The organism is Candidatus Aminicenantes bacterium (assembly GCA_026393855.1).
Lineage (GTDB): Bacteria > Acidobacteriota > Aminicenantia > Aminicenantales > UBA4085 > UBA4085.
Window position 1 is genome coordinate 1 of the sequence record JAPKZJ010000112.1, and the last position, 12,872, is coordinate 12,872.

Sequence of the window (12,872 nt, forward strand, 5' to 3'; positions counted from 1 at the left end):
GCATCGTCTTCGAGGCCATCGATCGCAAGACGGGCTTGCGCCCGGCTTCGTTCTGCAAATGGCGCTTCATGGAAGCCTTTCTGGACGGCACCGAGCCGATGCGCTACTGCTCGCTCGAGGATCATCTGCTCGTCCTCAACTACGACTCGGACGCGAAGGGCAAGGAAGAGCGCGAGCGTTAAAAAAAAGGAAGCGGCAGGTGCCGCTTCCTTTTAGGTGAGGTTGAAAACTACTTTCTGTGCCCGCCGCCGCCGCCCCCGGAGGAGCGGGAGCTGCCGGACGAGCCCGAGCTGCGGCCCGCGGAGGAGCTGCCGGAGCTGCTGCGGCCGCTGGAGGACGATCCGCTCGAGCTGCGACCGCTCGAAGAAGAGGAGCCCCGCGAAACATTGCCGCTGGAGCTACGACCGCTTGAAGACGATCCGCTCGACGAGGATCCGCTGCGGGAGACCGAGGAGCTGCCGGAGGAGCCCGAGAGGCGCCGGTAAACGTTGCCCAGGACCGAGCCCGAGGAGCTTCGTCCGGGGGACGTGCTCTCTCGGGTGATAGTCCGGGAAGAGGGGTAGCCGTAGCCGGAGCCGGGGGCGTAGGATCTCATTTCAGATCCCGATCCGGGTTCGCCTTCTTTTTTCCGGATTTTCCGCTCGCCGGTCGCCCCCGAGTTGTTGGCGGGGGGAGGAGTATTTTGCGAAGCCTCGCCCTTCTTGATCGTGCCGCTTTCGCCGGGCTTGGAAGTCGTCCCTGAGGTCGTCTTTCCGCCCGCCTGGGTGTCTACGGTTCTGCCGCCGGAGCCGGCCGACTGGCCGCCCGTCCGGGAGCCGGAATTGTCGGTTTCCTTGATGACCCGGCCGCCTTGGCCGGCGGCGTTGCCGCCGGCGGCGTTGGACCCGCCCTGGCGGATAATGACCCGGCCGTTATCCATCGGCTCGACCGAAACACGGCCGTGCTGGGAAGGCTGGGCGTCGGGCATCTTATTGGCCATCGTGATCCGGCCGGCGCCCTTGAGGGCCTCTTCGGTCAGGGCCACCTTCGGGATGTTCCGGGCCTGGAGCTGATCCTTGCGGACGACGGTCAGGGCCCGCGAGTTGTGCGGATAATCGCCCTGCCAGCCGCGGCCGTAGTACCTGTTGTTGTAGAGGATGCCGGGGTAGCCCCAGTAGCTCAGCGGAGCCCAACCCCAGTAGTCCATGCCCCACCACCAGTCGACCCAGCCGGGGCCCCAGACGTTCATCGGGATCCAATACCAGCCGTAGCCCATCCCCCAGCCCCAACGACCATAGTGGAACGGACCCCATCCCCATGGCTCGTAGGGAACCCAGCACCAGCCGGCCATGGGGATCCAGGTCCAATGACCGTTGGAGTAGGGACGCCAATCGGGGCCCATATTGCGGGGGATCCAGACGTTGCCGAACTCGGGCGTCTCGGTCCAGTCGCCGTACTCGCCGAGCTCCGACTCAAAGTCGGACATATCGTCCGGCAGATAGCCGCGGGCCATCTGGCGATGGACGGCGGAGAGGCGGGTGGAGTTGAATTGGTCGAAGGCGTCCTCGGCCGCGGCCGCAAAGAACGAGGCCGGCTTGCCCTGGAACATGCCGTTCTGAAGGACGATTCGCTGGGAATCCTTGACCAGCATCGATCCGTCGGCGCCGGCCGCCTCGATCATGCCTTCGAACACGAGGAGCTCCGTATCGCCGCCCTCGCGGACGTCGATCCGGTAGAGCCCCTTGTCCAAGACGTAGAACGTGGCGTCGTCGGTCAGGATTTCGATGGACTTTTCCTTGGCCAAGGCGCCGACATCGAGATACATATGGCCCGCCCACTGCCGGATGCGGGTGATGCCGTTGTCCCGGCGGGGCAGGGAGGCGAAATCAATCTTGGAGTTCTGGTCCAGACGGACATAAACCCGCTTGCCCAGGTATATCTCGACCCGGCCGTCGGTCGTCCCGATCCGGTCCCCTTCAGCGATCGGCGCGTTCAGCTCGGCGTCTTCGTACCCGAGATCCTGGGCTCTCTGCAAGAGGGCCGTCCCTGTTATGTGGCTCAGGCGGGCGAACGAATTATTGACGTACCGCGCTTCTTGCTCCTGGGCTTTAATGACGGGAACCAGGAAGGCCACGGCCAGAATGACGATCAATGCTCTTTTCATGGCCATTTCTCCTTACACCGATACCATCTGCAATAATTATACCAATCCCGCCGCCTTATTTCCTTAAATAACTGACGATTGTCCGTCCCCTAAAGGGGACAAGTGTGCCTTGAGAGACTCTGAGCATCTATTTCTTCGGGAAAAACCTGGCTAAATCCTCTTCCTTCGGCTTGGGCGTCAGGAAGCTGACAATGACCAGGGATCCGAGCGAGGCGATCAGTGCCGGGTAGATGAGCGGGATGCCCCAGGGATCGCCCTCCGGGACCTGAGCCGCGGGCAGGACCTTGGACATGACGAAGAAGAAGATGCAGACGACCGAGCCCGAGATGATCGAGGCCAGGCCGCCGGCTTTGGTGGCCCGCTTCCAGGCCAGGGCGGCCAGGAGCGCCGGCGTGATGGCGACGCCGTAAATGGTGTAAGCGAACAAGCTCATCTCCAGGACGCTCTTGAGCTGGGTGGCCAGCAGGAAGGCCAGAACGCCGATCACGACGATCAGGACTTTCTGCAGGGCTACCATCTTTTTCGGGTCGGCTTTCTTGTTGAGGAAGCGCTGGTAGATATCGCGCATCAGGGTGGTCGAGGGGGAGAGCAGATAGTTCATGCCGGTCGAGATGACCACGGCGCAGGCCGCTCCCAGCAGGAGGACGCCGACCGGCACCGGGACGAGCTGCTTGGCGGCCATGAGCACGATCTTGCCTCCGGCTTTGGGCACGCTCAAATCGATCTGACCCTTGAGCTTGCTGAAGGCGAAGACGGCGATGACGACGACGATGGTCTCGACGATGATCGTCCCGACCGTCCACCAGGCCACGGCCTTCTTGGCGTCCCGGCCGGACTTGGCGCTGTAGAATTTCTGATACATGCTTTGGACGCCGAGCAGGAGGAACATGGTCGAGAGGAAATATCCAATCGCTTTCAGCCAGGGATGAGCCCCGAATTGAGTGTTGACCACGGCGAAATAGCCAGGGTCCAGGGCGGCCTTGGCCGCCGGCAGCCCGCCCACGGCCGTGACGACAAAGGGCACGGCGATCAGACAGGCCAGGACGATGATGATCCCGTTGGGCAGATCCGTGTAGGCGATGGCCACCATCCCGCCCACGGCCGTGAACAGGATGACGAAAGCGGCCGCAATAAGCGTCCCGGTCGATTCGGAGATGCGCCCGTCGGTGATCACGTTCAGGATGAAGCCGCCGGCCACGAACTGGTAGGAGACTATGGAGACGAAGGACAGGATCAGGGCCACGGCGCCGAAGAGCCGGGCCGCGGGACCGTACCGGACCTCGAGCACGTCCCCGACCGTGTATTGGCCGAAGGTGTGGATCTTGGCGGCCAGGAAGTAGATCAGGATGATACCGACCCAGGCGCCGGCCGCCAGCCAGAGGGCCGAGAACCCGGCTTTGGCGGCGAACTCGGCTCCGCTGATGAAGGTGCCCGAGCCGATCCACGTGCAGATCAGGGTGAAGACCATGACCTGCCACTTGAGGTTGCGCCCGGCGACCTGGAAATCGTCTTGGCTTTTGATCTTGCGGGAGCGATAGAAGTTGAAGCCCATCAGGACCAGCAGATAGGCCAGGATGATGTAGACATAAATGGACATGCCGCCCTCCCTTATCGGAATTCGCAGAGACATACTTAATTCCGCGACGGCCGCCCGTTCTTAAGATGAGCGGCGTTCCCGCGGGAAAACTTCCCGCTGCTATCGGAATTAATGATGTGTCTGCGAATTCCGGGCGGCCCGTTTCAGCTTTAAATACACCCAGCCCATGACGACCAGCCGTTTAAGGTCGCCGAAGGAGCGGACCTGGCGGAGGGCTCGGGGCGCCTTGCGGAGCAGGGACGTCCGGCGGGCGCTGAAAGACCAGCGGAGGACAAGCTCGCTGATTTGGGCCCAAGTCAATTTGTCGATATAGAGGGGAACGTCGCCTTGGGCCAGCGGCAGTGTGATCACGCCCTTGCGGTAGCGGCGCGTCCAGGAGAAGCCGGCCGGCAGGAAGCCCGTCGCCAAGGCGTGCTTTTCCAGCGGCGTCCCGGGATAGATGTGCAGGATGGCCACCGAGCCCTCGATTCGATCCTTGTACTGCTCGATGATCCCAATCGTCTCCTGCGCCTCCTGCCACGTCTCGGTCGGGTGGCTGAAGATGAAAAAGACGTTGGCCACCACCCCGAGCTCGACGCACCAAGCCGTGAGATTGTGGAAGTCGGCCATCTCGATGGTTTTGCCGACGATGTCGCTGCGGACCCGGTCCGAGCCCGCCTCCAGCCCGTATGACAGATGGAACAGGCCGGCCGCCTTCATCTTCAGAAGCAGGGCCCGGCTCATGATGTCCAGGCGGACGTCGCACTTGAAGAAGACATCCAGCTTCCGCTCGATCATCAGATCGCAGATGGCGTCGGCCCGCTTGGGGCTGGCGTTGAAAGTGTCGTCGAAGAAGAAAACCACCTTGATCCCGTAGCGGGCCTTAAGCAGCTCGATCTCGCGGATGACGTTCTCGGGGCTGCGCATCCGGACGTGGCGGCCCCAGTTGACCGGGGTGGCGCAGAAGCTGCAGGCGAAAGGGCAGCCGCGGCTGGTCATGATGTTGATGGCCGGCAGCGGGCCATGCCCGGGGACGTCGAAGGCGAACTTGTACTTCTCGAACGGCACCAGGTGATAGGCGGGATAGGGGAGGGAGTCGAGGTCGGCGATGGGCAGCCGCGGCGGGTTCGAGGTCGGCTCGCCGTCCCGGCGAAGGATCAGGCCGGGGATGCCGTCCAAGGCCGCAAGCTCGGGCCGCGCATCCCAGGCCCGGCAGAGCTCGAGCATGGTCATCTCGCCCTCGCCCCGGACGACGACGTCGAGCTCCGGGATATGGCGGATGCAGTCCTCGGCCGCCATGGAGGCGTGCGGGCCGCCCAGCACGGTCAGGCAGTCGGGGTGGGCCCGCTTGGCCAGGCGGATGAGCTTAAAGGCTTGAAAGCGGTTTTCGGTCGTGATCGTGACGCCGACAATGTCGGGCTTGTCGCGGCGGATCTTGCGGACGATGTCCTTCCAGCCCAAGCCTAGGACGTTGCAGGGGACGATCTCGACCGGGATGCCCTCGCGCTCCAGCACGGCCCCGATGGTGAGCAGGCCCAGGGGGGGCATGGACGATCCATCGGCCCAGCGTTCGGCGAAATACCCGCCCGGCGAGACATACAACTGGACTCTAGGCAACGGGCTCGGCCTCCGCCTTCTTCTCCATCTTCATCGAGAAAACCCGGGTCACGTTCGGCTCTTCCATAGTCGTGCCGTAGATGTAGTCCGCCACCTCCATCGTCCGGTAGTTGTGGGTGATGATGATGAACTGGGTGTCGGACTTGATGGTCTTCATCAGATCGAGGAACCGGATCAGGTTGGCCTCGTCCAGCGCGGCGTCCACCTCGTCCAGGATGCAGAACGGGGTGGGCTTGTAGCGGAACAGGGCGAATAAAAAGGCCAGGCTGGTCAGCGATTTCTCGCCGCCCGAGAGCAGGCCCATGTTGCCGACCCTCTTGCCCGGCGGCTGGGCCAGGACGTCGACACCGCTTTCCAGGGGGTCGTTCTCGTCGAGCAGCCGGACCGAGGCCGTCCCGCCCTTGAACAGGGTCGTGAACAGCTCTTGGAAGTAGGTATTGACCTCGGCCAGCGCGGTTAAAAACCGCGTCCGGCTCTCCTCGTCGATCTGCTTGATGGCTTCCTTGGTCTGGCTGATCGACTCGCGCAGGTCGGCCCGCTGTTGGACGAGAAATTCGTGCCGCTCCTTCTGCTGCTGGTACTCCTCTTCGGCCATCAGGTTCACGGCGCCGATCCGCTGGAGCTTGTCCTTGGCCTCATCCAGCTCGGCCTCGACGTCGCCGGTCTCGGCGGATTCGGCGGCGGCTTCGGCCTTCACTTCCTGGATGGTCTTCTTCAGCTCCTGCCAGCAGGCCTCCTCGAGGTTGACCAGGTCCCGGTCGACCTCAGCCTTGCGGACTTCCCAGCTCATGCGCTCGTCCTTCAGCCGCTCGTGCTCTTCCCGCAGACCGGACAGCCCGGACTCGGCCGCCAGAAGCTCGCGGCGCAGGTCGGCCAGCTTGCCCTCGCTCTCGGCCAGCGCCTCCTCCTGCTCGGCCCGCTGGCCGTCCAGGTTGACGGCGCGGTCGCCCAGCTCGACGATCATCCGGCGGAGCGATTCCTGCTCGGCCTCGGAAGCCCGGATCTCCTCCTGCAGGCTGCCGAGCTTGGCGGCCGCGGCGGCTTTGCGCGTTTCCTGGGCCTTGACCCGGGCCTCCAGGCCGCCGATCTTCTCACGCCGCAGATCGATCGCCCCGCGCAGCTCGAGCAGGGCCTGGGTCTCCAGGTTGGCCCGCTCCTGGTGCTGGAGAAGCTCGCGCTCCTCGGCTTCGGCCGTTTCACGGCGGAGCTTCTCCGCGTCTTCCAGGGTTCGCAGGACGACGGCGTGGCGCTCCTGCTTCTCCAGAAATCCGTGCCGGTCCATGGCTAGAATCTCGAGGTCGTGGCCGAAGAGGGCCAGGTCGTTTTCGAGCTTGTCCCTTTCGGCCAGGACCAGCGCGGTACGCTTCTCGAGGTCGATCAAGGTTCGGCGCAGGACGGCCATCTCCGAGGCCAGGGCGTCGAGCCGGGCGTCCAGCTCGGCTTTGCCGGCCATGGCCGCTTCGAGCTCGCGGACGAGAGGTTCGATGACGGCGTCCTGGGCGGCCAGGCGGCCTTCCACGTCCCGGATTTCCTGGATGAAAGTGAACAACCCCTCCTGGCGCTGCCCCAGCTTGAGCAGGCCGCCGCGCAGGAGGACGTCCCCCTGGGGAGTGATGAAATTGCGGTCCGGGTGGGCCAGCCACAGCCGGACGGCGGACTGAATGTCCTTGACGATGAAGGCGTCCTGGAGGAGCGGCAGTCGGCCGCCCAGGGCGGCGCCGGGCTTAAGCCGAGCCTTGAGCCGGCCGAGAATCTCGGGATCGAACAGAGGGATCTCGCCGGCGGCGGCACCTTTGTCCGGGGGAAGAAGGAGGAAGTTGCCCCGCAGTTCTCCGGCGCCCAGCGCGTCGAGGACGTCCTGGGGGCGGATGACCAGCGATCGGGCTTCCTCTTTCCAGAAGACGTCGATGAGAGGCGCGTCCGCAGCGTCGGAGCTGACCATGTCGGCGAAAGCGCCCAGGGCCGAGGGGACATCGGGAACCGCGGCCGCCTGGCGCTCCTTGGCTTCCAGCTTCCGAAGGGACCCGAGGTGGTGGACCGTCGCATCGCGCTCGTCTTTGAGAATGCCGATGCGATCGCGCAAGGCGTTGATGCCGGCGACGGATTCGGTCAGGCGGGCCCGGGCCTCGGCCTCGGAGCGCTCCCGCTCGGCCAGCCCGGCCGCGCCCGAGGCTCGTTCGGTTTCGACGGCTTCGCGCTCAGCGGCCTTGCGGGAATGACGCTCGGTCGCCTCGTCACGCCTTGACCGGAGCTTTTCTTCCTGCCTATAGATGAGCTCGATTTCCTTCTCGAGCTTGGCTTGCTCGTTGCGGGCCGAGGTCAGCTCGGCCAGCACCTGGATAGTGTCGGCCCGAAGCGATTCAACCTTGGCCGCCCATGGGGCGACGCGGGCTTCGGCCTCGCGGTGGGAGGACTCGAGGCTCACGGCCTCGGCTTCCTTGCGGGTCAGATCCTCGGCCTGGGCGGCGGCGTCCTCGCCGGCCAGGTTGAGCTCCTGCTCCAGGACCATGAGCTCGGCCAGGAGCTCGTCCGATTCGGCCGCGGCGCGGCGCCGCAGAACCTCCAAGTCCTCGGCCCGCCGCTTCTCGCGGTCGCGCTCGGCCTCGGCCCGGGCGATTTGGGCCTTGAGGGAATACAAGCGGTCCTGGCCGGTTTTGAGGGTCTGCTCCAGGTCGCGGGCTTCGCCGCGCTTGTGATTGACGGTCCGCTCCTCCTCGGCCAGGCGGACATCCTGGGCCCGCTCCTTCTCCAAGCCGAGATCGTACTGGGTTTGGACCTCGCGCTGGCCGGCCTGGAGCTGCTCGCCGCGGTGCTTAAAGTGCAGGACGGTGAGCTCCCGGATCCGTTCCCGCAGCTTGCGGTAGCGCTCGGCCGCTCCGGCCTGGCGGGCCAGCGAGTTTCTGGCCTTGGCCACCTCGGCCAGGATATCCTCCAGCCGGGTCAGATTCTGTTCGGTATCGTCGAGCTTGTGCTCGGCCAGCCGCTTCTTGTCCTTGTAGTAGGCGGTGCCGGCCGCCTCTTCGATCAGGGCCCGCTTCTCGACCGGCTTGGAGGTGACGAAGGTGCCGATGGCGCCCTGTTCGATGACGTAATACTTGTTCTCGGAGATGGCCTTCTTCCAGAGCTCCTCCTGGATGTCCCGCAGCCGGACCATCTTGCCGTTCAGGCGGTATTCGCTTTCGCCCGTCCGGAAGGCCCGGTGATTGATCTGGAGCTCTTCCTCGGTGTTCTGGAAGACGAGGCTGACGTCGGCCATGCCCATGGCGGGGCGCTTCTGAGTGCCGTTGAAGATGGCGTCCTCGGTCCGTTCGCCGCGAACGGTCTTCTGGCGGTGGCCGCCCAGGACCCACTGGATGGCCTCGACGATGTTGCTCTTGCCGGTGCCGTTGGGGCCGATGATGATGGTGATCCCGGGATTGAAGAGGACCTTGGTCCGTTCCGGGAAGGTCTTGAAGCCCTGGAGTTCGAGTCGCTTGATGTACATGGGGTTTCGATAGGGAGGTATTGTAGTCGAAGAGGGGGTCCGGCCTCAACAGCCAAAATCGGCCCGGCCCGGAATTATTTGCTTGAAATGGCCGGAGATTCGTGCCACACTAACCTCAAATGCCTGAAGAAGAGAAGAGAAAATATCTTCGCTTTGAATGCCTCGTCCCGGTCGAGCTCGTAGAGGTCGACGAAAACGGCCAGCCCGGCAATCCCGCCCTGATCGACAATGTTTCCCGAGAAGGCATCCGGGTCGTCCTTGAGATGGGGATGGATTTCGGACCCGGCAAAGACCTGACCTTCAAGGTCCACGGCCCCGAAAGCCATAAAAACTGCTCCCTGAAAGGCGAGGTTGTTTGGATTAAGCCCAAGGGCAAGAAGGTCGAAATCGGGCTGAGGATCAAGGACTTGGAGAACTGCACCAAGTCCGAACTCCTCGATATGGGCTATGACAACTGGCGCAAGGACAAAGCCAAAGACCAGCTAAAGGTTCAGGCCGGCGCCGCGCCGTCCAAATAGTCCGATCCGGAATCGCCTCCGGCTCCCTTTCGCCGTCCCCTCCGTTCCCGGTCGTTTGACTTACGGAGTGTTTTCGGCTAATTTATGGCCCTCTTCCCGCAGCCAGCGTAGCTCAGTCGGTAGAGCGGCTGATTCGTAATCAGCAGGTCGGAGGTTCGATCCCTCTCGCTGGCTCTCTTGCTTGCACTCTGATAACTCCTGAAGATCAGCGACTTGCGGGTAGGGGAGAGGTGCGGTCGATGGGCATGTTTCCTTACATTGACGGCCTTTTTGTTTGTTGATATTCTGAGGCTAACCTAGGTCGAGAGGGGTATGGGACTTGAAATGCCTCAAGTGTCATTCTAATAATCCATCGGATACCCTTTTCTGCGGTAAGTGCGGCACGAAGTTCGATCCCGCGGCCCAGGTCTCCTCCACTCGGACGCTCGATACGACTCCCCATGAGCTTGTTCGCGGCGAAATCTTCGCCGGCCGGTTCGAGCTGATCGAGGAGCTCGGGGCCGGAGGCATGGGGCGGGTTTACCGGGCCTATGACAAAGAAGTCGGCGAAGAGATCGCGCTGAAGATCCTCCACCCCGAGATCGCCCTGGACGAACGGACCGTCGAGCGCTTCCGGAACGAGATCAAGCTGGCCCGCCGGATTACCCACCGCAACGTCTGCCGGATGCACGAGCTCCACCAGGACGGTCAGCAGCTGTTCATCACCATGGAGTATGTGGCCGGGGAGGATCTAAAAAGCTTCATCCGAAGGGCGGCCCCCCTCAACTCCGGAAAAGCCGTGTTTATCGCTCAGCAAGTCGCCGAGGGATTGGCGGAAGCCCACAAGTTGGGTGTCATCCACCGCGATCTCAAGCCGCAAAACATCATGATCGATAAAGAGGGCAATGCTCGGATCATGGACTTCGGGATTGCTCGCCTGGTCGGCGCCAAGGGGATGACCGGGGGCAACGTGATGATCGGAACGCCCGGCTACATGTCGCCCGAGCAGGTGGAGGGCAAGGAAGCCGACCCGGGCACGGACCTCTATGCCCTGGGCATCGTCCTCTTCGAGATGCTGACGGGCTGTCTTCCGTTTGAGGGCGAAACCCCGCTGAGCATCGCCGTCAAGCAGAAGAGCGAGGCGCCTCCCGACCCGCGGGCGCTGAACACCCAGATTCCGGAGGACCTCGACCGCATCATCCTGAAATGCCTGGAAAAGTCGAGGGAGAAGCGCTATCGAATCGCGGCAGAGCTCCTCGCCGACCTGGCCAAGGTCGAGAAGTCGCTGCCGACGACTCCTCATGCCCTGCCAACCCGGAAACCATCGACGTCCAAGGAAATCACCGTCCGCCTCCCCTCCAAGAAGATTTGGATTCCGGGAGCTATCGTTCTTCTGGCGCTCGTCGGCTTTCTCATCCGGCAAATAATCCCGGAGAAGGCAGGAGCCGGGCGTTCGATCGCCGTCATCGGGTTCAAAAACCAGACCGGCGACGCGGAGCTCGACTACCTCCGGGAGGCGATCCCGCACCTTCTCATCACGAGCTTGGAGCAGTCGCATCGCATACGGGTGACATCCTGGGAGAGGATGAAGGACCTTCTGCGCAATTCCGGGAGGGACGCAGCCGCCATTTTCGACGAGGAGGCGGGCTTCGAAGTCTGCCGCAAGGAGGGCATCGAGGCCGTCGTCCTGGGAAGCTTCGTCAAGGCGGGAGAGACGTTCGCCACGGACGTCCAGGTTCTGGATGCCTCGAGCAAGCATATCCTCAAAAGCGCCTCGGCCAGGGGGGACGGCGTCGCCAGCATCCTCAAATCCCAGATCGATGAGATCAGCCGGACGATCCGCCGCGGCATCGCGCCCCCGGCACTCAAGATCGAGGCGCCGGGACGGAAGATCATCGACCTCACCACGAGTTCCATGGAGGCCTACGGCAATTATCTGAAGGCCCGAGAAGCCAACGAAAACTTTTTTTGGGCGGACGCCAGGAAATTCGCGGAGAAAGCCGTGACTGTCGACCCGACGTTCGCTGTCGCCTACTACGTCCTGGCCCGGGCCGCCGGAAATCTTTTGGATGATCCCGCCCGCGACAAGGCCCTGGAGAAAGCCAAGATCTATTCGGCCAGGGCCACAGAGAAGGATAGGCTTTTCATCGAGGCCGAATATGCCGGCAGCATCGAACGGGATCCCGCCAAAGAAATCCGGCTGCTGAAGGATCTCGTCGATAAGTATCCGGAGGATAAGGAAGCTCACTACGAGCTGGGGGTATTATTCTATAAATCCGACCGCAATCCGGAGGCCATCGGTGAGCTCGAAAAGGCCATCGCCATCGATTTAAGGTACGGCCCTGCTGTCAATGAGCTCGGCTATGCCTACGCCGATGCGGGAGATTTTGCCAAGGCGGCTCAATCGTTCGAGCGCTATGCCGAGCTGAAACCCGGGCTTCCCAATCCGGTCGATTCCATCGCCGAAATGAATCTTTTCATGGGCAAGCTGGACGAGGCCGCCGCAAAATATCAAGAGGCGCTGGCCATCAAGCCGGATTTCTTTAACGCCTATCCGGGGCTGGCTTACGTTTATGCCCTCAAAGAGGACTACGGAGCAGTCGGACGCTGGGTAGAGGAGTACCCCAAGAAGGCGCCGGCGCAGTGGGCCAACTTGGATGGGCCCTGGCTCAAAGGCGTATACGATTATCTTCTCGGCCGGCTGGACAGCTCGCTCACCAGCTTTCTCTTCAACCGAAGCCAGGCTGAGAAATTCAAGTATCCTTCCGGCGTTGCGTACATCGATTGGATCATGGGATTCCTCTACACGGACAGGGGAGAATTCGGCAAGTCCCTGGCGGCTTTCCGGAGTTCTATGGATTCCAACATAAAGGACGATCCGTCACGCCGGGCCTATTATGCGGCGGATTACAGCTTTTGCCTCGGCTGGGTCGAACTCAAGCAAGGCCGACTGGAAGCGGTGAAAACGCATTTGACGGAGATGGAGAATGTCCTCCCCGGGTTGGATCCGACCGACCGGGCGGAGCTGACATTAGATTACTCGCTCTTGAGCGCCGAGGCCGCCTTGGCCGGAAACTCGGTGGGAAAGGCGATCAGCCTCGGGGAAAAGATTGTGTTCGGGATGCTGCCATCCGTGAACTCGGGTTCCATGGGTAGATATAACATCCCATTTCTGAAGGACGTCTTGGCCAGGGCCTACTGGAAAAATGGCGATCTCAATAAGGCCATCGCCGAATACGAGCGCCTGACGACCATCGATCCGAAGAACCGGCTGCGCATGCTCATTCATCCTCTTTACCACTACCGGTTCGGCCGGGTTTTGGAGGAGAAGGGCGTCAAAAAAAGGGCGTGTCTGGAGTACGAGAAATTCCTCAAGTACTGGGCGGACGCGGACCCGCGTTTTGTCGAAAGCAAGGACGCCAGGAACCGGCTGGCCAGGCTGAAGGTAGGATGAAGTTTGCCCTCAAGCTCGTCCGATCAAAGGGGAGTGTCGGCGCCGCAGGTGAGCACAATCCATGCGCTATCTCCCACGCCGCCCATGGAGCTATTTTTGCG

Annotated in this window: 7 protein-coding genes and 1 tRNA gene; 4 read left to right on the forward strand and 4 right to left on the reverse strand. The window is 62.6% G+C overall.

Features of this window, described 5'->3' with window-relative positions; translation table 11 throughout:
• Positions 1-182, forward strand: a 182-nt coding sequence (locus NTZ26_13650) for a hypothetical protein (GenBank protein ID MCX6561545.1), incomplete at its 5' end; no start/stop codon positions are given.
• Between the two features lie 47 nt (positions 183-229).
• Here the strand turns inward: NTZ26_13650 and NTZ26_13655 are convergent.
• From NTZ26_13655 to smc, 4 genes are all read right to left on the reverse strand, one after another.
• On the reverse strand, positions 230-2,143 hold the full coding sequence (locus NTZ26_13655) for a hypothetical protein (GenBank protein ID MCX6561546.1): 1,914 nt from the start codon (positions 2,141-2,143) through the stop codon (positions 230-232).
• Between the two features lie 127 nt (positions 2,144-2,270).
• The gene (locus tag NTZ26_13660; GenBank protein MCX6561547.1) at positions 2,271-3,740 is read right to left on the reverse strand and encodes a sodium:solute symporter family protein; all 1,470 of its coding nucleotides are present in this window, start codon (positions 3,738-3,740) and stop codon (positions 2,271-2,273) included.
• Positions 3,741-3,848: 108 nt separating this feature from the next.
• Complete coding sequence (locus NTZ26_13665; protein ID MCX6561548.1) at positions 3,849-5,336, reverse strand: radical SAM protein; 1,488 nt, start codon at positions 5,334-5,336, stop codon at positions 3,849-3,851.
• Positions 5,329-8,820, reverse strand: a complete 3,492-nt coding sequence (gene smc / locus NTZ26_13670) for a chromosome segregation protein SMC (GenBank protein ID MCX6561549.1) — start codon at positions 8,818-8,820, stop codon at positions 5,329-5,331. The genes NTZ26_13665 and smc overlap by 8 nt, the downstream gene beginning before the upstream one ends.
• 119 nt (positions 8,821-8,939) lie before the next feature.
• Here smc and NTZ26_13675 point away from each other — a divergent pair, with 119 nt between their 5' ends.
• The 3 genes from NTZ26_13675 (at position 8,940) to NTZ26_13685 (ending at position 12,771) form a co-directional block, all read left to right on the forward strand.
• The gene (locus tag NTZ26_13675) at positions 8,940-9,338 is read left to right on the forward strand and encodes a PilZ domain-containing protein (GenBank protein ID MCX6561550.1); all 399 of its coding nucleotides are present in this window, start codon (positions 8,940-8,942) and stop codon (positions 9,336-9,338) included.
• Positions 9,339-9,439: 101 nt separating this feature from the next.
• A tRNA-Thr gene (locus NTZ26_13680) sits at positions 9,440-9,512 on the forward strand.
• Between the two features lie 145 nt (positions 9,513-9,657).
• A complete protein-coding gene (locus NTZ26_13685; GenBank protein ID MCX6561551.1) occupies positions 9,658-12,771 on the forward strand; it encodes a protein kinase in 3,114 nt (1,037 codons plus the stop codon).
• Positions 12,772-12,872: the final 101 nt, after the last annotated feature.

Excerpts from the sequence above, each read along its gene's own strand:
- NTZ26_13655 (MCX6561546.1), bottom strand. The coding sequence starts at position 2,143 with ATGAAAAGAGCATTGATCGTCATTCTGGCCGTGGCCTTCCTGGTTCCC.
- NTZ26_13660 (MCX6561547.1), bottom strand. The coding sequence starts at position 3,740 with ATGTCCATTTATGTCTACATCATCCTGGCCTATCTGCTGGTCCTGATG.
- smc (MCX6561549.1), bottom strand. The coding sequence starts at position 8,820 with ATGTACATCAAGCGACTCGAACTCCAGGGCTTCAAGACCTTCCCGGAA.
- NTZ26_13675 (MCX6561550.1), top strand. The coding sequence starts at position 8,940 with ATGCCTGAAGAAGAGAAGAGAAAATATCTTCGCTTTGAATGCCTCGTC.